The 23,329-nt window shown below is 68.8% G+C and carries 24 protein-coding genes and 1 tRNA gene; 6 read left to right on the plus strand and 19 right to left on the minus strand.

The annotated features are described in order from the left end of the window. Positions 1-20: 20 nt before the first annotated feature. From ACT53U_RS05245 to ACT53U_RS05255, 3 genes are all read right to left on the minus strand, one after another. Entirely contained in the window at positions 21-311 is a 291-nt protein-coding gene (locus ACT53U_RS05245) for a hypothetical protein (RefSeq protein WP_476153357.1), read from the minus strand. A gap of 60 nt (positions 312-371) precedes the next feature. Beyond that, the gene (locus ACT53U_RS05250; RefSeq protein ID WP_476153359.1) at positions 372-803 is read right to left on the minus strand and encodes a DUF1489 family protein; all 432 of its coding nucleotides are present in this window, start codon (positions 801-803) and stop codon (positions 372-374) included. A gap of 288 nt (positions 804-1,091) precedes the next feature. Continuing rightward, positions 1,092-1,760, minus strand: coding sequence for a glutathione S-transferase family protein (locus ACT53U_RS05255; protein WP_476153361.1), 669 nt, complete (start codon positions 1,758-1,760; stop codon positions 1,092-1,094). Between the two features lie 145 nt (positions 1,761-1,905). On the opposite strand from ACT53U_RS05255, the gene ACT53U_RS05260 reads away from it, so the two are divergent. Continuing rightward, complete coding sequence (locus tag ACT53U_RS05260; RefSeq protein WP_476153363.1) at positions 1,906-2,655, plus strand: DUF599 domain-containing protein; 750 nt, start codon at positions 1,906-1,908, stop codon at positions 2,653-2,655. Here the strand turns inward: ACT53U_RS05260 and ACT53U_RS05265 are convergent. After that, a complete protein-coding gene (locus ACT53U_RS05265; protein ID WP_476153365.1) occupies positions 2,610-3,413 on the minus strand; it encodes a YdcF family protein in 804 nt (267 codons plus the stop codon). The genes ACT53U_RS05260 and ACT53U_RS05265 overlap by 46 nt on opposite strands. 89 nt (positions 3,414-3,502) lie before the next feature. Further along, positions 3,503-4,126, minus strand: a complete 624-nt coding sequence (locus ACT53U_RS05270) for an ATP-dependent Clp protease proteolytic subunit (RefSeq protein ID WP_476153367.1) — start codon at positions 4,124-4,126, stop codon at positions 3,503-3,505. Positions 4,127-4,316: 190 nt separating this feature from the next. Between ACT53U_RS05270 and ACT53U_RS05275 the strand changes: the two genes are divergently transcribed. Further along, positions 4,317-5,264, plus strand: a complete 948-nt coding sequence (locus ACT53U_RS05275) for a hypothetical protein (RefSeq protein ID WP_476153369.1) — start codon at positions 4,317-4,319, stop codon at positions 5,262-5,264. Positions 5,265-5,514: 250 nt separating this feature from the next. On the opposite strand, the gene ACT53U_RS05280 is transcribed toward ACT53U_RS05275, so the two are convergent. Beyond that, positions 5,515-6,687: an isovaleryl-CoA dehydrogenase gene (locus ACT53U_RS05280; protein ID WP_476153371.1), complete on the minus strand. Its 1,173-nt coding sequence runs from the start codon at positions 6,685-6,687 to the stop codon at positions 5,515-5,517. Positions 6,688-6,846: 159 nt separating this feature from the next. Next, positions 6,847-8,349, minus strand: a complete 1,503-nt coding sequence (gene mgtE, locus ACT53U_RS05285) for a magnesium transporter (protein WP_476153372.1) — start codon at positions 8,347-8,349, stop codon at positions 6,847-6,849. A 413-nt stretch (positions 8,350-8,762) separates the two neighbouring features. On the opposite strand from mgtE, the gene ACT53U_RS05290 reads away from it, so the two are divergent. Further along, the gene (locus ACT53U_RS05290; RefSeq protein WP_476153374.1) at positions 8,763-10,229 is read left to right on the plus strand and encodes a polysaccharide deacetylase family protein; all 1,467 of its coding nucleotides are present in this window, start codon (positions 8,763-8,765) and stop codon (positions 10,227-10,229) included. 89 nt (positions 10,230-10,318) lie between these two features. Then, positions 10,319-11,095 (plus strand): polysaccharide deacetylase family protein, encoded by a 777-nt coding sequence (locus ACT53U_RS05295; protein WP_476153376.1) that lies wholly within the window; start codon positions 10,319-10,321, stop codon positions 11,093-11,095. 59 nt (positions 11,096-11,154) lie between these two features. Here the strand turns inward: ACT53U_RS05295 and ACT53U_RS05300 are convergent, their stop codons facing one another. Then, positions 11,155-11,676, minus strand: a complete 522-nt coding sequence (locus ACT53U_RS05300; protein ID WP_476153378.1) for a hypothetical protein — start codon at positions 11,674-11,676, stop codon at positions 11,155-11,157. 163 nt (positions 11,677-11,839) lie between these two features. Here ACT53U_RS05300 and ACT53U_RS05305 point away from each other — a divergent pair, with 163 nt between their 5' ends. Beyond that, on the plus strand, positions 11,840-12,406 hold the full coding sequence (locus ACT53U_RS05305) for a hypothetical protein (RefSeq protein WP_476153380.1): 567 nt from the start codon (positions 11,840-11,842) through the stop codon (positions 12,404-12,406). Between the two features lie 121 nt (positions 12,407-12,527). Here the strand turns inward: ACT53U_RS05305 and ACT53U_RS05310 are convergent. Together ACT53U_RS05310 and ACT53U_RS05315 are read right to left on the minus strand one after the other, a co-directional pair. Next, positions 12,528-12,612: transfer RNA gene (locus ACT53U_RS05310), tRNA-Leu, on the minus strand. Positions 12,613-12,739: 127 nt separating this feature from the next. After that, a complete protein-coding gene (locus ACT53U_RS05315) occupies positions 12,740-13,006 on the minus strand; it encodes a FliM/FliN family flagellar motor switch protein (protein ID WP_476138158.1) in 267 nt (88 codons plus the stop codon). A 97-nt stretch (positions 13,007-13,103) separates the two neighbouring features. Between ACT53U_RS05315 and lipB the strand changes: the two genes are divergently transcribed. Beyond that, entirely contained in the window at positions 13,104-13,862 is a 759-nt protein-coding gene (lipB, locus tag ACT53U_RS05320; RefSeq protein ID WP_476153382.1) for a lipoyl(octanoyl) transferase LipB, read from the plus strand. Positions 13,863-13,880: 18 nt separating this feature from the next. On the opposite strand, the gene ACT53U_RS05325 is transcribed toward lipB, so the two are convergent. From ACT53U_RS05325 to crcB, 9 genes are all read right to left on the minus strand, one after another. Further along, entirely contained in the window at positions 13,881-14,156 is a 276-nt protein-coding gene (locus ACT53U_RS05325) for an acylphosphatase (RefSeq protein WP_476153384.1), read from the minus strand. Between the two features lie 218 nt (positions 14,157-14,374). Then, positions 14,375-15,058, minus strand: a complete 684-nt coding sequence (locus tag ACT53U_RS05330) for an HAD hydrolase-like protein (protein ID WP_476153386.1) — start codon at positions 15,056-15,058, stop codon at positions 14,375-14,377. Further along, the gene (locus ACT53U_RS05335) at positions 15,058-17,073 is read right to left on the minus strand and encodes an acetyl-CoA carboxylase biotin carboxylase subunit (protein WP_476153388.1); all 2,016 of its coding nucleotides are present in this window, start codon (positions 17,071-17,073) and stop codon (positions 15,058-15,060) included. Before ACT53U_RS05335 ends, ACT53U_RS05330 begins: the two co-directional genes overlap by 1 nt. Positions 17,074-17,165: 92 nt before the next feature. Beyond that, the gene (locus ACT53U_RS05340) at positions 17,166-18,698 is read right to left on the minus strand and encodes an acyl-CoA carboxylase subunit beta (RefSeq protein ID WP_476153390.1); all 1,533 of its coding nucleotides are present in this window, start codon (positions 18,696-18,698) and stop codon (positions 17,166-17,168) included. A 124-nt stretch (positions 18,699-18,822) separates the two neighbouring features. Further along, positions 18,823-19,620 (minus strand): ATP12 family chaperone protein, encoded by a 798-nt coding sequence (locus ACT53U_RS05345; protein ID WP_476153392.1) that lies wholly within the window; start codon positions 19,618-19,620, stop codon positions 18,823-18,825. A gap of 58 nt (positions 19,621-19,678) precedes the next feature. Then, the gene (locus tag ACT53U_RS05350) at positions 19,679-20,353 is read right to left on the minus strand and encodes an HAD-IA family hydrolase (RefSeq protein ID WP_476153394.1); all 675 of its coding nucleotides are present in this window, start codon (positions 20,351-20,353) and stop codon (positions 19,679-19,681) included. A gap of 187 nt (positions 20,354-20,540) precedes the next feature. Further along, entirely contained in the window at positions 20,541-21,461 is a 921-nt protein-coding gene (locus ACT53U_RS05355) for an RluA family pseudouridine synthase (RefSeq protein ID WP_476153396.1), read from the minus strand. Between the two features lie 16 nt (positions 21,462-21,477). Then, a complete protein-coding gene (locus tag ACT53U_RS05360) occupies positions 21,478-22,479 on the minus strand; it encodes an RluA family pseudouridine synthase (protein WP_476153398.1) in 1,002 nt (333 codons plus the stop codon). A 402-nt stretch (positions 22,480-22,881) separates the two neighbouring features. Beyond that, positions 22,882-23,283 carry a fluoride efflux transporter CrcB gene (crcB, locus tag ACT53U_RS05365; RefSeq protein ID WP_476153400.1) on the minus strand — a complete coding sequence of 134 codons (402 nt, stop codon included), beginning with the start codon at positions 23,281-23,283 and terminating at the stop codon, positions 22,882-22,884. Positions 23,284-23,329 lie beyond the last annotated feature (46 nt).

Consider the following 23,329-nt stretch of genomic DNA (forward strand, 5'->3'; position numbering starts at 1 on the left):
ATCGTGGCGATCCTCGGGCGTCAGTGACGCGCCGTGGCGGCGAAGCCGGCGGAGACCTCGCCGGAAACCGTGACGGTGGTGTCGCCGTTCTGGAAGACCAGCTTTCCGTCGGGCGAGCGTGTCCAGCCCGAGCCGTTCGACCGGCCGACGGGCTTCAGCGGCGTCTCGACCTTCGCCTTGGGACGCAGGCGGCTCGACGGATCGGCGTGAGGGGGCTCGGCGGCCTGCGCGGACGCGGCGAGGAGGCCGCCGACGGCGAGCAGGCCGACGACGAGAGCGAGGCGGAACCGGACGAGGCGGATGGCGGACAAGGGACGCACTCCTTCACGACGGGAACCGTCGTGCCACGCGAACGTGGCGAGGATTGGACGTCAGAGCAAGCCGAGGCCGGCGAGTTCGCGCAGGAATTCGATCGGCAGGTCGGCGGTCCCCTCGCCGATCAGGTCGCGCGGCGCGACGGCGGGGTCGAAGTAGCGCCAGCCCTGGAACGGCCTGTAGGGCCGCGCCTCGACTTCGATCGGCTTGCCGGAGAGCACGATGTCGCAATGGCCGACGCCGGCCTCGTCCTTGACGGCGCGCAGTTCGAGGATCGCCTCGCGGACGCGGATCTGACCCTTGATGATCCAATAGAGCGAGCCGCCGTCGAGGATCTCGTCGACCCTCTTCGGCATCATCCGCGTGCGGTGGATATGGACCGGCTCGAGGCCGCGACGCCGTTTCTCGGCGATGGTCGCGTCGATCCAGTCGACGAGATCGGCGATCCCGTCGCAACCGACGCAGAGCTTGACGAGATGAAGCGGCATTCGTCCTCCTCGAGAGGCGGACGAGACTAGCGCCGGCGGCAGACCGACGCCACCGATCGATGGCCGCCGTCCACCGGCGATGGTCCCTTGCTCATGCCGAGCCGATGAAGTTCGGACTTTCGGCCTCCGTTCGGCTTCACCCTGAGGTGCTCGCGAAGCGAGCCTCGAAGGGCGAGGCCCCGACGGGCCGTGCCTTTCGGCCCTTCGCACTTCGAGGCCCGGCTACGCCGGGCACCTCAGTATGAAGGGCCTCCACGAAAGGCCGAGAGACGGAACATCGCCCCCACCTCACTCGGCGAAGTCGATCTCGTCGTCGGCGACGAAGGCGGTCTCGGCCGCGGCCCCCGTCGCCCAGGCGGTGACCGCCGGCAGGGCGAAGAGCGCGTCCATCCAGGCCCGCGTCGGCGCCGACACCGGCCAGGAATAGCCGGCGAGGCGGTAGGCGACGGGGGCATACATGGCGTCGGCGGCAGAGAAGTCGCCGTAGAGGAAGGGGCCGGCGGCGCCGAAACGGCCGCGCGCCTCGGCGATCAGCGCCTCGATGCGAGCGACGTCGCGCGCCGCCGCAGCGCCACCCCAGTCGCGCCAGGGGAAGGTGCGCCGCAGGTTCATCGGGCAGGACGAACGCAGGGCCATGAACCCGGCGTGCATCTCGTTCGCGATGGCACGGGCATGGGCGCGGGCGAGGCGATCCTTCGGCCAGATGGCGAGATCGGGGCGGCTCTCGGCCCAGTATTCGATGATCGCCAGCGTCTCCCAGACCTTCGCCTCGCCGTCGATCAGGCAAGGCACGCGACCCGACGGCGACCATTGCAGGATGTCGGCCTTCAGCGTCGGGCTGGCGAGATCGATCGGGATCTCGTCGAAGACGATGCCGAAATGGGTCGCGACCAGCCACGGGCGCAGCGACCACGAGGAATAGCGCTTGTTGGCGAGGACCAGCTTCGGGCGCGACATGGGGAACCTCCGTCGTTCGTCGCCGGCACCCTCGCGCCGTCGCGCGACCACGTCCAACGGATTGTCCTGACGAGGGTCATCACGCGGATTGATCGATCGCCGATCGGTGGTTACATGGCTGCGACTTTCGGCTTATGAAGACGTCATGCTTCAGTTCTCCACGCTCGACTACGTCGCCCTCGTCTGGTTCCTCACCGCCTGGCTCGGTTTCGGGCTGGTCGTCGACGCCACCCATCTCGCCGGACCGTCGCTGACCCAGCTGATGGACCGCGAGCGGCGGGCGTGGATGGAGGTGGTGCGGCTGCGCGACAACCGGATCGTCGACAGCGCCATCATGTCGAGCCTGCAGAACGGCACCGCCTTCTTCGCCTCGTCGTCGATGATCGCGCTCGGCGGCTCGTTCACGCTGCTGAACCAGACCGACCGGATGATGGAGATCTTCTCCGATCTGCCGTTCCACGTCGCGGTGTCGCGCGGCATGCTCGAGACCAAGATCGTCGGTCTGGTGGCGATCTACGGCTACGCCTTCTTCAAGTTCGGCTGGTCCTACCGGCTGTTCAACTATTCGGCGATCCTGATCGGCTCGATCCCGCTCGCCCGCGACGCCGAGACCGCCGAGAGCTGGGGCGCCGCGCGCCGTGCCGCCGAGATGCAGATCGACGCCGGCCACCATTTCCACTGGGGGCTCCGGGCGCTGTTCTTCTCGATCGGCTTCTTCGGCTGGTTCGTGAACGCCACCGTCTTCATCCTGGCGACGACGGTCGTGCTGCTGGTGCTGTCGCGCCGGCAGTATCTGTCGCGGGCAAGGGCGGCGCTGATCGCCTCGGACGGCGCGTCGGCGGCACTGCCTCAGGGCGAGGGAAACAGCGCCGACGAGCGGCCGAGCAGCCGGTAGAGCGCGAGCCCGGTCCATTCCCGCGCCACCACGTCGACGACCTGCAGCCGGGTGCCCGGCGCGGTGTTGTAGGACCTGTGCGCCCAGGTCTCGCCGAGCGACGGCCAGGCGACGATGCCGTCCCAGCCGGCGGCGCGGAAGGCGCCGATCGACCGCGGCATGTGCCAGGCCGGCGTCACCAGATACCAGCGGGCGCCGGGGCGCGGGGAGATCATGGCGTGGGAGAGTTCGCCCTCCTCCCAGGTGGTGCGGGCGCGGGAGAGCAGGATGATGCGGTCTTTGGCGACGCCGGCTTCCTCGAGCAGGCGGGCGAGCGAGGCGGCGGAGGAATAGTCGCCGCCGTCGGCGCCGACCGGGCCGTCGCCCGTCGTCATCACCGGCACGTTCGGATAGCGCTTCGCCAGCCGTGCCGCCTCGACCACCGCCTCGGCGCCGATGTGATACTTCGTCGCCCCGGTGCGCATCTCGGCGATCGAATCGACGCCGCCCCCGAGCAGGAAGATGCCCTCGGGCGGCGGTGCGTCGGCCGCCGGTCTCGGGAAGCGCAGCTCGAGCGGGCGGGCGATCCAGGTGCCGAAGGGCGTCAGCGTCATCGTGACCAGCGCCGCGACGCCGACAACGGCCATGATCCGCCCGGCACGGACGAGGCCCGGCCGACGAGCGACCAGCAGAGCCGCGACGCCGATCCCCGCCAAGACGAGCGCGATCAGCGAGGGAAACAGCAGCCAGCCGACGAGTTTGCCGAATTGGTAGGCCATGCGTCTCGCCCCCGAAAAGGCCCCGCGCGGGGCCGGACGTGCGAAGGGGCCCGGAAGGGCCCCTTCTCATCATGCCATGGCGGCGTCGATCAGGCGACTTCGCCGATCGTCTTCACGATCTTCTCGACCAGGCCGTAGGCGATCGCCTCGTCCGGGCCCATCCAGAAGTCGCGGTCGGTGTCCTTGGCGATGCGCTCCAGCGACTGGCCGGTGGCATCGGCGAAGATCTGGTTCAGGCGGTCGCGCATCTTGATGATCTCGCGCGCCTGGATCTCGATGTCGGTGGCCGGGCCACCGGCGCCGCCGGACGGTTGATGCAGCAGGAAGCGGGTGTTGGGCAGGCAGAAGCGACGCTCCTTCGGCACCGACACGTAGATCAGCGCACCGGCCGAGGCGACCCAGCCGACGCCGACCATGTTCACCGGCACGCCGATGAAGGCGATCATGTCGTGGATCATGTCGCCGGACTCGACGTGACCGCCGGGCGAGCAGACGATGACGTTGATCGGGTCCTTCGACACCTGCGACAGAGCCAGCAGGCGGGCGGTGACGTCGCGGGCCAGCTCCTGGGTGATCGAACCGGTGATCAGAACGGTACGGCTGTCGAAGAGGTGCTTGTCGACCGGGACGGACTGCGGCGTCTTGGTCTTCTCTTCCTCTTCCTCTTCCTCGTCGAGGCGCGTGTACCAGTAGGTCTTGGGGGTCTTGATCATGGCGCTTCCCGAATGAGAGCGTTGCGAGTGGGTTGCCCCTAGATGTAGTGACCGACGGGCGCCCTGTCGAGGCCGCTTTCCCGGCGAAGGGCTCCGGCACGTTTCGTGGTGAACGCATCGACGCCGTCGCGCGACCAAGAGACGACGGGCGCCGGACCGATGGGCGGGGCGCGCCCGAGGAGGTCGTCTCATGTGGGATTTTTCGATACTTCGCGCGGTCGGACTGGTCCTGAAGACCTGGCCCTTCACCGTTCTGCGGCTGATCGTCTGGGGCACGGTGACCGGCGCGATCGTCGCGTCGATGGGGGTCGGCGCCGGTCTCGGCTGGGGCGTCGGCCATGTCGGCGACGCCGACTTCCGTCATGCCGCGACCTTCTGGGGCGGTCTCGCCGGTCTCGGCGCGGCGTCGATCACGATCTGGGGCTTGCGCGAATATCTCCTCTACCTGACGACCGCCGGCCACGTCGCGGCGCTGGCGACCGCGGCCGCCGGGCGGCCGATGCCCTCGGGCGTCGATCAGGTGCGATTCGCGTTGGCCGAAGCGAAGACGCGATTCGGCGAGATCCATCTGCTCTTCGTGCTCGATCAGGCGGTGAAGGGCGCCGTCGGCGCGGTAACGGGCCTCGTATCGGGCATTGCCGCCTTCACCGGGGCGCCCGGCCTCGAGGGGCTGGCGCGGTTGGTCGGCGCGGTCGTGCGCATGTCGACCACCTTCGTCGACGAGCTGGTGCTCGCCCGCGACATCCGCATCGGCTCGGACGACCCCTGGACAACCGCGCGGCAGTCGGTCGTGCTCTATGCCCAGAATGCGACGGTCGTGTTGAAGAACGCCGTGTGGCTGACGCTCTTCCGTTGGCTGGCGGCGGTCGTCATCTTCCTTCTCGTGATGGGACCGGCGGCGGCGCTCGTGTGGTTCGCACCGGGCTCGGGGCCGGGCTGGACCTTCCTCGCCGCGCTGATCCTGACCGTCGGGCTGCAGAAGTCGCTGATCGACCCGTTCTGCATCGCCTGCCTGATGGAAGTGTGGGAGCGCCGCATCGAGGGCCAGACGCCCGACCCGGCGTGGGACGCGCGTCTCGCCGAGGTCTCGGAAGCCTTCCGCGGCATCGTCGCGCGGGCGCGGTCGGCCTTCGCGTGAGGGGAGCATACCTAGTTGGGGCGATGCTCCGATGCAGGCTTGCGAGACCCGAAGGCCGGCGCCGCATCGTCCCCTCCCCCCTCGAGGGGGAGGGTCAGGGAGGGGGGCATGCAGCCTCCCTGCAACGGTAGCGCCCGATCGAGGCGCCGTCCCCCCCTCTCTGTCTCTCCCCCTCGAGGGGGGAGAGAACCGGATGCCACGGTCTTCGGATCGCGGCTCTCGGGATCGGGGCGGCGGCGCCGCGCGCGCCTCAGGCGGTGCGTTCGAACAGCTGGCGGCCGATCAGCATGCGGCGGATCTCGCTGGTGCCGGCGCCGATCTCGTAGAGCTTGGCGTCGCGCAGCAGGCGGCCGGTCGGGCTCTCGCTGACGTAGCCCATGCCGCCGAGCAGCTGGATCGCGTCGAGCGCCGCCTTGGTGGCGCGTTCGGCGGCGAACAGGATGGCACCGGCGGAATCCTCGCGCGTCGTACGGCCGCGGTCGCAGGCCTTGGCGACGGCATAGACATAGGCGCGCGCCGCATTGAGTTCGACATACATGTCGGCGACCTTGGCCTGGACCAGCTGGAACGTGCCGATCGGCGCGCCGAACTGCTGGCGCTGGTGGATGTAGGGTAGCACCACGTCGAGCGCCGCCTGGGCGAGGCCGAGGGGGCCGGCGGCGAGCACGGCGCGTTCGTAGTCGAGGCCCGACATCAGCACGGCGACGCCGCGGTTGAGTTCGCCGACGATGTTCTCGGCCGGCACCTCGCAGTCCTCGAACACCAGTTCGCCGGTCTCCGAACCACGCATGCCGAGTTTGTCGAGCTTCTGGGCGACGGAGAAGCCCTTGAAGCCCTTCTCGACCAGGAAAGCGGTGATGCCCTTGGGGCCGGCGGACGGATCGGTCTTGGCATAGACGATCAGCGTGTCGGCCGACGGACCGTTGGTGATCCACAGCTTGGTGCCGTTGAGGACGTAGCGATCGCCGCGCTTCTCGGCCTTGAGCTTCATCGACACGACGTCGGAGCCGGCACCGGGCTCGGACATGGCCAATGCGCCCAGATGTTCGCCGGTGATCAGCTTGCCGAGGTAACGCTCCTTCTGCGCGTGCGTGCCCCAACGGCGCAGCTGGTTGACGCAGAGGTTGGAATGGGCGCCGTAGCTGAGGCCGATCGAGCCGGAGGCGCGGGAGACTTCCTCCAGCGCGATGCAGTGTTCGAGATAGCCGAGGCCGGAGCCGCCCCACTCCTCTTCCACGGTGATGCCGTGGAGGCCGAGGGCGCCCATTTCCGGCCACAGCTCGCGGGGGAACCAGTCCTCGCGATCGACCTTGTCGGCGAGCGGCGCGATGCGCTCCGACGCGAAGCCGCGCACCGTGTCGCGCAGCATCTCGGCGGTCTCGCCGAGGTCGAAGTCGAAGAGCGAACCGGTGTTCGGAATCATGAGCGTCTCTCCCCGCGCCCGGATCCTCTTCGTCGGGATCTCGGTCTCCAGGCATTATCGAACGGTCGTTTGTTTTTTGTCAATCGGTGATAGGGCGGGGGCGCGGGAAGAGTTCGGGCGAAGGCGCGGCGGGCTCGCGGGCGATCACCCCGGGGCATTTCACGCGATGTGGTACCACCACGTCGCGAACCCCAGCACGGCGAAGAAGCCGACGCAGTCGGTGACGGTCGTCACGAAGACGCCGGAGATCACCGCCGGGTCGCCGCCGAGCTTGTCGACCGCCAGCGGGATGCCGACGCCGGCGAGGCCCGCGGCGATCAGGTTGGTCACCATCGCCCCGCCGATGACGAGGCCGAGCTGCGGGTCGCGGTACCAGCCCCAGACGCTCGCGCCGACGATCACCGCGAAGGCGAGACCGTTGAGGAAGGCGACCATGACCTCGCGATTGAAGAAGCGGGTGATGTTGAGGCTGCCGACCTCGCGGGTGGCGAGCGCGCGCACCGCGACGGTCATCGTCTGGGTGGCGGCGACGCCGCCCTGCCCCGCCACCACCGGCCCCATGGCGGCGAGCGCGACGATCTTGGCGATCGTATCCTCGAAGAGGCCGATGACGGAGGCCGCGAGGAAAGCCGTCAGCAGGTTCACGAAGAGCCAGGCGAAGCGGTTCTTGGTCGTGGTGGCGACGCTGTCGGAGATCTCTTCGTCGCCGACGCCGGCCAGAGCGCGCATGTCCTCTTCGGCCTCTTCCTCGACGACGTCGACCACGTCGTCGGCGGTGACGACACCGACGAGGCGCTCGTTCTCGTCGAGAACCGGCAGCGAGATGAGGTTGTAGTGGGTGAAGCGGCGGGCGACGTCCTCGCGGTCCTCGTCGACATGGGCGGTGATGCGATCCTCGTCGACGAGATCGCCCATCGCCACCATGCGCTTGGAGCGCAGCAGCCGATCGAGCGCCACCGTGCCGACGAGGCGGAAGCCGGCGTCGACGACGTGGACCTCGTAGAAGTCCTCCGGCAGGTCCTCGGTCTCGCGGCAGTAGTCGATCACCTGCCCCACCGTCCAGATCGGCGGCACGGCGATGAACTCCGTCTGCATCAGACGGCCGGCGGATTCCTCCGGATAGTCGAGCGAGCGGACGAGACCGACGCGCTCGGCGACCGGGATGCGGCCGAGGATCGCCTCGCGGTCCTCGTCGTCGAGGTCCTCGAGGATGTGGACCGCGTCGTCCGAATCGAGGTCGCGCACGCCCTCGACGACGGTGTCCTGCGGCAGGTCCTCGATCAGCTGGACGCGGACCGTCTCGTCGAGGTCGACGAGGGCGGAGAAGTCGAAGTCGTCGCCCATCAGGCGGACGAGTTCGGGCCGCTGGTCGGCGGTCAGCGCGCCGAGCAGCGCCGCGAGGTCGGATTCGTGCAGGTCGGCGGCGAGGTCGTGCAGCCGGTCGACGTCCTGCGCCTCGATCGCCGCGGCGACGGCGGCGCGGAAGGCGCGCGTGAGGTCGCCGTCCTCGTCGTGCGACGGCGGATGTTCGTCGAGCACGGCCTCGTCGACCGGGCGGTCGGATGTGGTCTCGACCGTCGCCTCGTCCGCGACGGGCGCCGCCGGCTCTGGGGCGGGCGCGTCGGGACGGGGCGCGACACGCGCCTTTTCCTCGTCGGTCATGCTGCCCTCCCGCTCGTCGGCGGCCCGGCGCCGCCGCTCCGATCTAGCCCCGTCGAAGGCATCGCGCCAGCGCAAAAAACGCATGCCGTCGCCTTTGGCGAGTCGTCCGCGCAGGCCGGCGATCCGGATCGTCGGCTCGGCGGAGATTCCCTTCGATTTCGCCATTGTCCGGCCATTTCATCGCGTCAGAGTGTGACCTCGTTAACGCGGCGTTGAGAAAATCGGCGCCAGCATGCTTAACGAGACCTTGCGCGCGGAGGTGGTTCGGCGCATCCCGAATGTCGCACCACGACAGGCGGGACGAACCCGATGCGTCGCGAGCGTCTCCACGAGAGCGTCGCGCGCCGGAAAGGTCGCGACGGCGTCGTCGTTTCGACCGACCGCCCGTACGGGGCGAGGTTGCGGAGAAGATCATGCGTCGTTCGATCGCGCGGACAGCGTCCGCCATCATCGGTGGAACCCTCGTCTGCGGCGTCGCCGGCGCGGCGCTCGCGCAGGACGGGGCTCCGGTCCTGCTCGGCGTTCCGCAGCGCCCGGCCGCTGCCGCGCAACCCGCCGTGCCGGCCAAGCCGAAGGTCGCGACGCCCGCCGGCGCCGTCAAGCCCGTGGCCGCCGCCAAGCCGGCGAAGACGACTGCCAAGCCCGGCACGCCCGCCGCCAAGCCCGTGGCCGCCGCCAAGCCTCCGAAGCCGGCCAAGCCCACGGTCGACGCCGCAGCGGCCGCCGCCGCCAAGCTCGCCGCAATGACCGGCCAGGCGACGCCGCCGAAGCACGACCACGTCTTCGAGCAGCCGAAGCAGACGGCTTGCGCCAACCCGAACGCCATCGGCGTCTCGCGCGTCATGAAGGTCGACACCACCGGCGGCTACTACGTCGGCACGACCTATCGCAAGCGCCTGCCGCTCGAGCCGAAGGAGGTCGTGCTGACCTTCGACGACGGCCCGATGGCCGGCCGCACCGACCGGGTGCTGAAGGCGCTCGACGAGGAATGCACCAAGGCGACGTTCTTCATCGTCGGCCAGATGGCGAAGGCCTATCCCGAGACGCTGCGCAAGACCGCGGCGGCCGGCCACACCATCGCCTATCACACCATGACCCACCCGCTCGGCCTCAACAAATGGCCGCTGGAGAAGGCGCAGAACGACGTGCGCAGCGGCTGGCAGACGGTCGACCAGATCCTCTACGGCCAGGTCGCCGACCATCCGGCGACGCCGTTCTTCCGCTATCCGGGCCTGTTCAACTCGCGGCCGTTGAACGACTGGTTCAACAGCCTGAACATGGGCGTGTGGACGATCGATGCCGCCGGCAACGACTGGCTGCGCGGCTACATCACCATGGCCGACGGCCCCAACGTGATGAACGAGGCACTGAAGGAGCTCGAGGCGCGTCAGGGCGGCATCCTGCTCCTGCACGACATCAAGGACTCCTCGTCCTCGATCGTCGGGCCGCTGCTCAAGGAGCTGAAGGCCCGCGGCTTCAAGATCGTCCAGATCCAGCCGAAGAATCCGCCGCCGAAGCTGGTCGGAGGCCCGATCAAGGGCGTGATGCCGACGGTCGCCGAAACGACCGGCCCGGTCGAGCAGCGTGCGCTCGAGAACTTCGACGCCACCCGCCAGCTGGCGCAGATCGGCGAAGGCCGCACCGGCAAGACCTCGACGGCGCCGCTGCCGGTCTATGGTGCCGCCGCCAGGCCCGCCACCGTCGCGGCCGCCCCGGCCGTCGCCGCCGCGGCGCCCAAGCCGGTGATCCTGCCGCCCACCCCGGCGCGCGCCGAGGAGCCGGAGACCACCGCCACGGTACCGGCGAAGCACGAGGAAGGCTGGTTCTCCTCCACCGCCTCGTCCTTCAAGGGGCTGGGCGGCGCGCTCGGCCTGTGGTGAGGCGTGGCCCTCGTCACCCCTTTTCCGACGCCGCCGGCCCGCCCGGCGGCGTTTCGCGTTTCCGCCACCGTCAGAGAGTTCGACCGCCGATGATCGCCCTCGCCGCCCGCGCCGTCGCCCTCGCAGCCCTCGCCGTCCTGCCGCTCGTCACGGCGGTGTCGGCGCAAGCCGCGAGTTGTCCGCGCGCCGGAACGCTCGGGGTGTCGCGCGTGCTCCCCGTCGCCGTCGGGCCGGAGGGGCTCTTCGTCGGCACCAAGAGCTATCCGCAGACGCTACCGCTCGGACCGAAGGAGATCGTCCTGACCTTCGACGACGGTCCGGCCGGCAAGACCACCGACGCGGTGCTGACAGCCCTCGAGGCGGAATGCGTGAAGGCGACCTTCTTCGTCGTCGGCGAGATGGCGGCGACCCATCCCGACCAACTCCGGCGGATGGCGGCGGCCGGCCACACCATCGGCCATCATTCTATGACCCACCCGATCATGACGAAGATCGCCGCCGAGAAGGGGCTCGCCGACGTCGAGAAGGGTTTCGAGACGGTCGACCGCATCCTGACGGGCACACACGGGGCGCGGCCGTCGACGCCGTTCTTCCGCTATCCGGGCTTCGCCCCGACGGCGCCGATCGACACGATGCTGAGGGAGAAGCGCGTCGCCGTGTTCGGCGCCGACTTCTGGGGCTCCGACTGGAACCCGTCGACGCCGGAGGCGCTGCTGGCGCTGACGCTCTCGCGCATCGAGGCGCGCGGCTCGGGCATCCTTCTGCTGCACGACATCCACGCCCACACCGCCGCCATGGTGCCGGCGCTGCTCGCGAGCCTGAAGGCGAAGGGCTTCAGGATCGTCCACCTCGTCCCGGCGCCCTGAGACGAGAAAGGCCCCCGCCGCGGGGCGAGGGCCTCGATCGAAAGCGCCGATCGATCCGATCAGCGGCTGATCATGCAGACCTTGCGGCGGCCGTCCGCCGGATCGCCGAAGGTCTCGTTGCCGCAGTAGACGCCGTCGCGAGCGCGGATCGTCGCCCAGCTGCCGCCGACGCCGTAGCGCACGGTCGCGGGGCCGCGGAAGTTGCAGTATTCGCCTTCGCGGGCGCAGTGGGCCCAGCCACCGCCGCCGTAGCCGCCACCGCCGCCCCACTGGGGCGGGGGCGGGGGCGGAGGAGCCCAGCCGCCGCCGTAACCGCCGCCGCCCTGCGCCCTGTAGTAGCAGGCCTTGCGACGGCCTTCGGCCGGATCGCCGAAGACGTTGTTGTTGCAGGGCACGCCGCGATTGGTGTCGACCTCGGCCCAGCCGCCGCCGGCGCCGTAGCGCACGGTCGTGCCGTAGGGCACGCGGCAATAGCCGCCTTCGTTGGCGCAGGGTACCCAGCCACCGCGGCCCTGGGCGAACGCGCCGTCGGCCACGGCCGCCGACAGAATGAGTGTTGCGAACAACGTACGTCCGAGCATGCGGTCCCCTCCACGCGTAACCGGTCCGTTTCTGTCGAACCTCGAAACGAGTTACGACGTCCGCGCGAGGCTCGCAAGTCTCCGCTCGGGCGACGCGGCGATTGACGCACCGTCGCCGGCGGGCGACGTTCGACGGGATCGTGCACAGGGGGAGGGAACGCCGGTGACGAACGTCAGAAACAAGGTCGCCATGGCGGCACTCGCGCTCGCCGGCGCCTGCGCCGGTCTCGGCGTGGCGAGCGCGGCGGCGATGACGCCGCAGCAGTGCATGCAGTTCACCGACTACGCCATGAAGGCGCAGGCGCAGTATTACGCCCGCGGCTGCGCGCCGGTCCGGCAGATGCACGCCGGGCGGGACCAGCACTATCGTTGGTGCATGTCGAACCAGGACGCGGTGGTCCGGGCCGATCTCTCGGCCAAGGCCTCGCTTCTCAAGACCTGCCTCGCCTCGCGGCCGGCACCGCCGCCGGGACCGGGCTTCGGCAGACCGCCGGGCATGCGGCCGCCCTGCGCCTTCATCGCCGGCTATTACAACGGCCGCGCGTCGTCGATCGTCGCGGAGGGCGGCGACCGCATCCGGGTGATCGTGTCGCCGACGCGGCCGATCGCGCGCGGCACCTGCATCGGAAACAAGTTGATCGTCGACTTCACCGACGACCACGTGATCTCCGGCGTCTTCGACGGCCGGGTGATCCGCTGGGACAACCGCACCAACTGGGTCAAGAACTGAGACGGCGGAGGCCGGCGCGGACACCCTCGCGTCGGCGGCCTCGACGACAAAGAAAAACCGGCCCGGAGCCGTTGGGCTGCCGAGCCGGTTTTTTCTTTCCTGGTCCAATCACTCAAGTGATTGGTGCGGCCGAATGGACTCGAACCATCACCCCTCTCGGGACTAGCACCTCAAGCTAGCGCGTCTACCAATTCCGCCACGGCCGCAACCGGAGGAACCTTCGATCGACCGTCGGCCGTTCGAAGTGGCGCTCATGTAACCCATCGGATTTTCGGGATCAAGCACCCACGGGGAAAAATGTGGGAGTAAATTCAACAATGGCGGAAAACCGCCTCAGACGCGGCGCACGTTGTCGCGCGGACGGAAGCCCGGCGAGCGGAACAGCACCTCGGTGATGGCGATGCCGATGCGATCGCCGCGCAGCACCACCTGGCCGGTCGCGACGGGAACGTTGTTGGCGAGAATCTGGACGTCGTCGGTCTCGCGCGCGTCGAGTTCGATCACCGCGCCACGACCCATCCGCAGGACCTGGTGGATCGGGATCTGCGTGGTCCCGAGCACCACCGAAATGTCCACGCCGATGTTGTCGAACGGTGTCATATGGTGTTCTCCTCGCGATGCCCGACGCACCGCCGAACGACAGGCAGAGTGGCAGGGCGGTGGTTAGCGAATGGTAAACGGGCCGTCCCGAAACGACATGACCGCATCCTCCGACACGCAGGCCTCGCCGGCCACCCGCCCCGACCGTGACCATGTCCTCGACGGCACGTTCTTCGCCCGTCCCGGCTCTCCGCCGGTCGCCTGGACCATCGCCGAGGGGCTGACGCCCTATGAGGCCGCCGTCGCCGAGATGGAGGCCCAGGCGGCCGCCATCACCGCAGGCGAGGCATCGGAGCGCGTCTGGCTGGTCGAGCACCCTGCCCTCTACACAGCCGGCACCTCGGCGCATCCGGAAGACCTCGTCGATCCGAATCGCTTCCCCGTGCACACGACCGGCCGCGGCGGCGAATTCACCTATCACGGGCCCGGCCAGCGGGTCGCCTACGTGATGCTGGATCTGACCCGGCGGCGGCAGGACCTGCGCGCCTATGTCGCCGCGCTGGAAGAGTGGATCATCGCCACGCTGTGGGATCACCACGTGCGCGGCGAACGGCGCGAGGACCGGGTCGGCGTCTGGGTGCGTCGGCCGGAGAAGCCGGAGATCGCGCCGGGCGTCGGCGCCGAGGACAAGATCGCCGCCATCGGCATCCGGGTGCGCCGCTGGGTGACCTATCACGGCATCGCGCTCAACGTGGAGCCGGACCTGTCGCATTTCGACGGCATCGTGCCCTGCGGCATCCGCGGTTACGGCGTGACGTCGCTGGTCGACCTCGGCCTGCCGGTGACGATGACCGACGTCGACGTGGTGCTGAGGCGGAACTTCGAGAAGGTGTTCGGGCCGACCGTCGCGGGGTGAGGTCGGCTGCGGCGATCGTCACTCGGAGATGCGAATCAGGAAGCCCGCGGGCGGCGGGTCCTTCTCCTCGTAGCGCTCGAGCACGGCCACGGAGGCCCCCGAGGGGCCGCGGCGGCAGCGGCCGATCATCTCGTCGACCTTGTCGGCGGGACCGTGGAAGACGGCCTCGACGGTGCCGTCACGCAGGTTGCGTACCCAACCGGACAGGCCGAGTTCGCGGGCGCGTCTTTCGATCCAGGCGCGGAAGCCCACGCCCTGCACGCGACCGGAAATGACGATCCTGAACGTCGGCACCTTCGTCTCCCGTCGACGATCGGGGTGCGGCGTCACAACTGCCGGATACCGATCGAAACGACCAATCCATTGATCGTGTTGAAACTTCGTCGATCTCGAATCGACGAGCGAGCGTCGGCGACGAGGCCGACGGGCAAAGGTAAACCGCGGCGGCGCCGTCGCGCCAGCCGTGGAAACCCTGAGACGCAGAACATCTTACCGTGATGAAAGACCTGTCGTCATCGCCCGGCGAAACAATCGCCGACCTCGGCGACGCGGTCGACCACCACTGCGGCGCCGGCCGCCTCGAGCTCGTCGCGGCCGCCGAAACCCCAGGCGACGCCGATGGTCGCGAGGCCCGCCGAACGGGCGCCGACGACGTCGTAAGCGCGATCGCCGACCATCACGGCCTCGGCCTGATCGATCTTCTCGCGCTTCAGGATCCACGGGATGAGATCGGTCTTGGCGGCGCGGCGGCCGTCGAGTTCGGAGCCGTGGATGGCGACGAATCGGCGGGCGAGGTCGAAGTGCTCGAGGATGCGGCGGGCGAAGACGTGCGGCTTCGACGTCGCCACGAAGAGGCGGCGGCCCGAGGCGACGAGGGTGTCGAGCAACTCGGGGATGCCGGGATAGACCTCGTTCTCGAACAGGCCCACCGTGCCGTAGCGGGCGCGATAGGCGGCGACGCCGGCCTCGGCCTTCGCACGGTCGCCGTCGAACAGCGTGGCGAAGACGTCGATCAGCGGCGGGCCGATGGTCCAGTCGAGATCGACTTCGGGCGCCAAGGGGCGCCCGAGTTCGGTCATCGCGTTGCGGATCGACGTGGTGATGCCGACGTGCGGGTCGGTGAGCGTACCGTCGAGGTCGAAGAGGACGGCGGCGACCCTGTCCGGCATCGCCACCGCCACGTCCCCGTTCGCCATCATTCGAACTCGATGATGACGGCGTCGACGGCGAGGCTGTCGCCGGCCTTGGCCTTGACGGCCTTGACCTTGCAGTCACGCTCGGCGCGCAGCACGTTCTGCATCTTCATGGCCTCGACCACCGCCAGCGTCTGACCGGCCTTGATCTCCTCGCCCTCGGCGACGTCGATCGAGATGATCAGACCCGGCATCGGGCAGAGGAGATACTTCGAGGTGTCCGGCGGCGCCTTGAAGGGCATCAGCTTCTCGAGCGCGGCAATGCGCGGGCTCATGGCGCGGCCGACCGAGGTGGCGCCGCGATAGCGCATCTCGACGCCGTTCAGCACCGGGCGGATCTGCACGGTGATCGAACGCTCGCCGATCTCGCCGGTCCACAGCAGGTCGCCCGGCTGCCAGCGCGTGGAGACCGTCACCGGCTCGGCGTCGCCCGGGAAGGCGACCTCGAACTCGAGCGGCATGCCGACGAAGCCCGACGGCACGGAGACGTCGAGATACTCGCCGTCGACCTTCACCGTCCAGGCGTCCTGGAGGAGGCCCGAATGCGGCCGCAGACGGCCCGGCAGGTTGTCGAGGCGATCCTTGCGCAGGATCTCGACCGACAGGGCCACGGCGGCGAGGAGCTTCTGGTCCTCGGCGTGCGGCACGTTGCCGGTGAAGCCGTCCGGATACTCCTCCTTGATGAAGCCGGTGGAGAGCTTGCCGCTCTTCCAGCGCTCGTGGCCCATCAGCGAGGTCAGGAACGGGATGTTGTGCTGGATGCCGTCGATGACGAAGGCGTCGAGCGCGTCGGCCTGGGCCTCGATCGCCTCGAGGCGAGTGGGCGCATGGGTGACGAGCTTGGCGATCATCGGATCGTAGAACATCGAGATCTCGCCACCCTCGGTGACGCCGGTGTCGTTGCGCACCGTGATCTCGCCGTCGGTGCCTTCCTCCGGCGGGCGATAGCGGGTCAGACGGCCGATCGAGGGCAGGAAGTTGCGGAAGGGATCCTCGGCATAGATGCGGCTCTCGACCGCCCAGCCGGTGAGCTTCACGTCCTTCTGCGCGATCGCCAGCTTCTCGCCGTAGGCGACGCGGATCATCTGCTCGACGAGGTCGATGCCGGTGATCAGCTCGGTGACGGGATGCTCGACCTGGAGACGGGTGTTCATCTCGAGGAAGTAGAAGTTCTTGTTCTGGTCGGCGACGAACTCGACGGTGCCGGCGCTGTCGTAGTCGACGGCCTTGGCCAGTGCCACGGCCTGCTCGCCCATCTTCTTGCGGGTCTCGGCGTCGAGGAGCGGCGACGGCGCCTCTTCGATGACCTTCTGATTGCGGCGCTGGATCGAGCACTCGCGCTCGCCGAGGTAGATCACGTTGCCGTGCTTGTCGCCGAGAACCTGGATCTCGATGTGGCGCGGGTCGACGATGAACTTCTCGACGAAGACGCGGTCGTCGCCGAAGGAGGCGGCCGCCTCGTTCTTCGACAGCGAGAAGCCCTCGCGGCACTCGGCGTCGTTCCAGGCGATGCGCATGCCCTTGCCGCCGCCACCGGCCGACGCCTTGATCATCACCGGATAGCCGATCTCGTTGGAGATCTTCACGGCATGCTCGGCGTCCTCGATCACGCCGAGGAAGCCCGGCACGGTCGAGACCTTGGCGGCATTGGCGAACTTCTTGGACTCGATCTTGTCGCCCATCGCCTCGATGGCGCGGGTGTTGGGACCGATGAAGACGATGCCGTTGTCCTTCAGCGCCTGGCAGAAGGAGGCGCGCTCGGAGAGGAAGCCGTAGCCGGGATGCACCGCCTCGGCACCGGTCGCCTTGCACGCCTCGATGATCTTGTCGGCGAGCAGGTAGGACTGGGCGGCGGGCGGCGGGCCGATGTGGACGGCCTCGTCGGCCATCTCGACGTGCTGGGCGTCGACGTCGGCGTCGGAATAGACCGCCACGGTCTTGATGCCCATCTTGCGGGCGGTCTTGATGACCCGGCAGGCGATCTCGCCACGGTTGGCGATGAGGATCTTCTTGAACATGTGCGGCACCATCGAGGGGTACGAGAAGACGAGAAGCGAATTCCGAGGGCTCTACCGGGGCGGACGCAGGCGCCCGCCCTGTCGATGCCGCCTCACAGCGGAATGTTGTCGTGCTTCTTCCAGGGATTCTCGAGCTGCTTGTTGCGCAGGAGACGCAGGCCCCGAGCGATGCGCGAGCGCGTCGCATGCGGCTTGATCACGTCGTCGATGTAGCCGCGTTCGGCCGCCACGAAGGGGTTGGCGAAGCGGCGCTGATACTCGGCGGTGCGCGCCGCGATCTTTTCCGGGTCGCCCAGTTCCGAGCGATAGAGGATCTCGACCGCGCCCTTGGCGCCCATGACGGCGATCTCGGCCGACGGCCAGGCGTAGTTGAAGTCGCCGCGCAGGTGCTTCGAGGCCATGACGTCGTAGGCGCCGCCGTAGGCCTTGCGGGTGATGACGGTGATCTTCGGAACCGTCGCCTCGGCATAGGCGAAGAGGAGCTTGGCGCCGTGCTTGATCAGGCCGCCGTATTCCTGGACCGTGCCGGGCAGGAAGCCGGGGACGTCGACGTAGGTGACGATCGGGATGTTGAAGCAGTCGCAGAAGCGCACGAAGCGCGCGGCCTTCTTCGACGCGTCGATGTCGAGCACGCCGGCGAGAACCATCGGCTGGTTCGCGACGATGCCGACGGTGCGGCCCTCGATGCGGGCGAAGCCGACGATGATGTTCTTGGCGTGGTTCTGCTGGATCTCGAAGAAGTCGCCCTCGTCGACCGTCTTCAGGATCAGCTCCTTCATGTCGTAGGGCTTGTTCGGATTGTCGGGGATCAGGCTGTCGAGCGACATCTCGACGCGATCGGGATGATCGGCGGTGTCGAGCTCGGGCAGATCGGCCTTGTTGTTCATCGGCAGGAAGTCGATGAGCCGGCGCATCTGGAGCAGCGCCTCGACGTCGTTCTCGAAGGAACCGTCGGAGACCGAGGACTTGGTGGTGTGGACGGAGGCGCCACCCAGTTCCTCGGAGGTGACGATCTCGTTCGTCACGGTCTTCACCACGTCCGGGCCGGTCACGAACATGTAGGACGTGTCGCGGACCATGAAGATGAAGTCGGTCATGGCGGGCGAGTAGACGTCGCCGCCGGCGCAGGGGCCCATGATGACGGAGATCTGCGGGATCACGCCGGAGGCCAGCACGTTGCGCTGGAACACCTCGCCGTAGCCGCCGAGCGCCGCCACACCTTCCTGGATGCGGGCGCCGCCGGCATCAAACAGGCCGATGATCGGCGCGCGATTGCGCAGCGCCATCTCCTGCAGCTTGACGATCTTGGCGGCGTGGCTCTCGGAGAGCGAGCCGCCGAAGACGGTGAAGTCCTTGGCGAAGACGTAGACGATGCGACCGTTGACGGTGCCGGAGCCGATGACCACGCCGTCGCCGGCGATCTTGCTCTCGTCCATGCCGAATTCGTTGCAACGGTGCTCGACGTAGATGTCGATCTCCTCGAAGGAGCTCTCGTCGAGGAAGACGTCGAGACGTTCCCGAGCGGTCAGCTTGCCACGCTTGTGCTGCGCAGCGATGCGCTTCTCGCCGCCGCCCAGCCAGGCTTCGTTGCGACGACGCTCGAGTTCCGCGAGAATCTCTTTCATGGGAAGCCCCGTTTGCCACAGAGTTCGGAAGTCTATTCGGGCGCGGCTCTTAACACGCCCCCGGTTCGCGGGACAGTAATCCCAACGTCGTAAGGGAAGCGCGCGGCGACGCGCACTTCGTTCATCACAGGCCCGCGAAGACCACCGCGGCGTCCCATTCGACGCGTCGATGGGCGAGCCGCGCCTCGGCCTCGGCATCGTGTCCCCAGACCTCGATGCTCCAGTGTTCGTCCACGTGAGCGACGTTCCAGGCGGCATCCGGGGTCAATCGCCCCTCCATCACCGCCAGCGCCACGACGAAGGAACCCGACAGCGTCGTCATCACGTGGAGGGCGGCGAGGCGCCAGGGGTCGAGATCGACGAGGGATGCAGAAAGCGCATTGAGCGCATCACGGTCCTGCGCCACATGCATGACACCCTCGGCCACCAGCAGGCGCGCGCCGCGGGTCTCGTCGATCCAGTCGAGCAGCGGGTCCCACAGTTCGCTCTGGCGGCCGACCAGCCGTTCCGGCCCTTCGGCGCGGTAACAGAGGAGGTCGGAGCCGGCATATTTCAGCGCATCGGCGGCGACCTCGTCGCGGCGGTCGATCACCGCGTCGAGCACCGAGTTGGCGATGCGGGTGACCGGCATGGTGGCGGGGTCGAGATGATCCACCTGCGCCCGCCACTCGGCCGCCGAGGCCTCGGCGACGGCAGGCGTCGGCAGGCGCAGCTCGCGCTTGCCGGGCGTCTTCACCGGCCGGCCGTCGAGCAGGATGCGGAAGCCGCCCTCGACCGGGTCGACCGTGACGTCCTTCCAGAAGCGCTTCGGCAGGTTGCGCTTCTGCGCGGCCTGGGCGCGCTTCACCGGATCGGGATGGGAGAGGACCTGATCGGGCGCCTCGGCTTCGGCGGAGGGGTCGTACCAGAGGAGATCGCGCATGGTCGGTTCCGGCGGCATTCGTGGTGAGGGGTGGCGGTCGGCTCGTCCGGCCGCAGCCTCAGGCCTTCCAGCCGAAGCGGGCGGCGAGATCGGGGACGAGTTCGGCGTAGTCGTCGAGCACGCGGGCGGCTCCGGCCTCCCGCAGCGCCTCGACCGGGTGGTAGCCCCAGGCGACGCCGATCGCAACGATACCCGCGGCCTTCCCCATGGTCACGTCGAAGATCGTGTCGCCGAGCATCACCGCGCGGGCGGGATCGACGCCGGTCTCGGAGAGTGCGGCATGGATCATCGCCGGGTGCGGCTTGGAGGGGTGATCGTCGGCGCACTGGACGGTGACGAAGCGACCGTGGAGATCGTGCAGATCGAGCACGGCGCGGATGCCGCGGTGCGACTTGCCGGTGGCGAGACCGAGCAGCACGTCGTCGCGGGCGGCGAGCGCATCGAGCGCCGCGCGGGCACCGGGATAGAGCGACTCCTGCGCTTCGCCGGAGCGGCGCAGATCGAAATAGGACGCCTTGTAGGCCTCGCCGAGATCGTGCACCGTGGTCGGCTCGGCTTCGTCGCCGAGGAGTTCGGTCATCGCCTCGTCGAGCGACAGGCCGACCACCGAGAGCGCCGCCTCGCGGCCGGGACGCGCACGGCCGACGCCGTCGAAGGCGCGATTCATGGCGGCGACGATCATGTGCTGGCTGTCGACCAGCGTGCCGTCGACGTCGAAGAGAACGAGATGCATGGGGCCTCGGAGCTTCCTCGGTGGACGCCGGCCGGGGAAGCGCGGGCCGGCGGATCGCCGCCGGCCCCGTTCGGGCCACGCGAAACGCGACCGGCGAACGGCACGGACGAACGTGGGTCAGACGCGCGGCCCGTGACGGGTCCGCTCTACACCCTTCCTTACGACGGAACGATGACGTCGGCGAGGGTCATTTCGACGGAGGCAGGGACGCCGGTCGCGCTCCGAAGGCTTCCGGCCACGGCGTCTCGAACCGACGTCGCCGACCGCCGGCGTCGACCACCTCGAGCCGCCACGCGTGGAGCATCAGTCGCGGCGCCGAGCCGGCACGGCCGTAGAGCCGATCGCCGAGGATCGGGTGGCCGAGGGCACTCATGTGGGCGCGCAGCTGGTGCTGGCGGCCGGTGTGGGGCGACAGCTCGACCAGGGCGCAACGTCCGCCCTCGCGAACCTCGATCACGCGCCACGCGCTCTCGCAGGCGAGCGCGCCGGGCTCGGCCGGGTCGACCACCACCATGCGGCCGCCGCGCGGCGTTTCGACCTTCTTCAGCGCCAGGCGGATCACCCCTTCGCCGCCCTCCGGCACGCCCTCGACCACGGCGAGATAGGTCTTCGACACCCCACGGCCGGAGAAGGCCTTGCCGAGATGCGCCGCCTCGAGCGGGTGGCGCGCGGCGACGATCAGGCCGGAGGTCTCCTTGTCGAGCCGGTGGACGAGCACCGGGCGATGGCCCTCGGCATCGGTGAAGCGGGCGAGCAGCCGGTCGAGATCGTCGTCGGTGCGGCTGCCGGCATGGACGGCGAGGCCGGTCGGCTTGTCGAGAACGAGGATGTCGTCGTCCGTCTGGAGCGTCATGGCCGCGAGCCGGGCGCGGTCGGCCTCGCTCGGGCCCCCTGCCGCGGCAGGACCCGGCGCGGACTTCGCGGCGGGCTCGGCGATGCGGACGATCTGCCCTGCCGCCAGCGGATCGGCGACACGGACCTTGCGCCCGTCGACGGTGAGGCGCCCCTGCTTCGTCAGCACGGCGGCGGAGGGCAGACGCGGGAAATGGATGCGCAGGAAACGCTCGAGCCGCATGCCCTTCTCGGAAGCGTGGACGGTGCGTTCCATCGCGCCCCCTCCCCGCTCAATCCTCGTCGCCGTCGAGGTCCGGGTCGTAGCTCGACGCGTCGAAGCCGAGCAGGTTCCACGACTGGATCATGTGGGGCGGCAGCGGCGCCGTCACGTCGATCAGGCCCTTGCCCTTCGGGTGGGGCAGGACGATGCGGCGGGCGAGCAGGTGCAGCTTGTTCTGCATGCCGCCGGGCAGCTCCCAGTCGCGCTTGTCGAAGTACTTCGGGTCGCCGACGATCGGGTGGCCGATGTGGGCGGTGTGGGCGCGCAGCTGGTGGGTTCGGCCGGTGACCGGCTTCAGGCTCAGCCAGGACAGCGTCTGACCGGCATTGTCGACCACCGAATAGTGGGTCAACGCGTGGGACGCGCCGTCCTCGCCGTGGCGGGCGATGCGCATCTTCTCGCCGTCCTTCTCCTCGTCGCGGGCGAGCCAGGTCGAGATCTTGCCCTGCTTGGGGTGAGGCACGCCGGCGACGAGCGCCCAGTAGGTCTTCTTGGCGGAGCGCGTGCGGAACAGCGCGGCGAGCTCGGCGGCGACCAGACGGCGCTTGGCGATGACCAGACAGCCGGCGGTGTCCTTGTCGAGACGATGGACGAGGCGCGGCACGTTGCCCTTGCGGTCGACCAGCGACTGCAGCATGGCGTCGACGTGGCGGTGGACGCCGGAGCCGCCCTGCACCGACAGGCCGGCCGGCTTGTTCAGCACCATGACGTCGTCGTCCTCGAAGAGGGCGAGCGACTTCAGATAGGCGGCGTCGCCCTCGAGCGGCTTCTCGACGCGCTCGGGCTTCACCGGCGTCTTGGCGTCGGTGGCGAGCGGCGGCACGCGCACGAGGTTGCCCGGCTCGACGCGCGAGGCGGGCTCGCAGCGCTTGCCGTCGATACGCACCTGTCCGGTCCGTGCCAGCTTCTGCAGCTGGATGAAGGACAGGCCGGGGTAATGGATCTTGAACCAGCGGTCGAGGCGCATACCGGCCTCGTCCTCGCCGACGATGATGGTCTCGACGGTCGCCATGGGAGTTGTTCCTTCCGGCCTTCGTCATGACGGAAACGGCGGAGCGACGCAAGCGCGAGCGCGGTGCTGCGGAGGTTCCGATTCCATCTTGCGTCACCCCGCCTCCTCATCTTCCGATTCAGATTCGGGAAGCGGAGAGGTCGCTCGAAGTCGCGGAGACTTCGATTCACCCGAAATTCACCACTGGCGTGCCAGTGTGATCCCAGGCGACGACGCGCCTTTCGCGTCATGATTCAAGTGCCTCGAGGATCGATTCCGCGGATCGCTCCAAGTCCTCGAGACAGAATCGTTTTTCGCCCTTCTTCAAGTATCGATTCCGCTTCTTCACGTGACGATTCCGGCACTTCGCGTGGCAGAACCTCATGTGACGATTCCGGTTCTTCACGCGAAGATTCAGCCCCCTCAGGTTGCGTACCAGCCGCGGAAGGCGAGGAGCGCGGCGACCAGGACCGCGAGCGAGACCATCACCGAGCCGACGGCATAGAGGATCGCCAGCGTCGTCGCGCCGCGCTCCCACAACGCCACGATGTCGAGCGAATAGGCGGAGAAGGTGGTGAAGCCGCCGAGGACGCCGGTCATGAAGAACAGACGGATCTGGTCGGAGCCGTCGCCGGGCGTGCGCGACATCAGGTAGCCGGAGAAGGCGCCCATGACCGCCGAGCCGACGACGTTGACGAAGAGCGTGCCCCAGGGAAAGCCGGCGCCGAGCAGCCGCAGCGCGGCGAGCGTCGAGAGGTAGCGGGTGACCGAGCCGATGCCGCCGCCGACGAAGACGAGACCGATGAGACCGAACTGCAGAGGCATGCGCGACTCCTTCGCTGAGCCCCGCATCCTCGCGTCTCGGGCGGGC

This window comes from Pinisolibacter sp. DMC19, assembly GCF_056313985.1.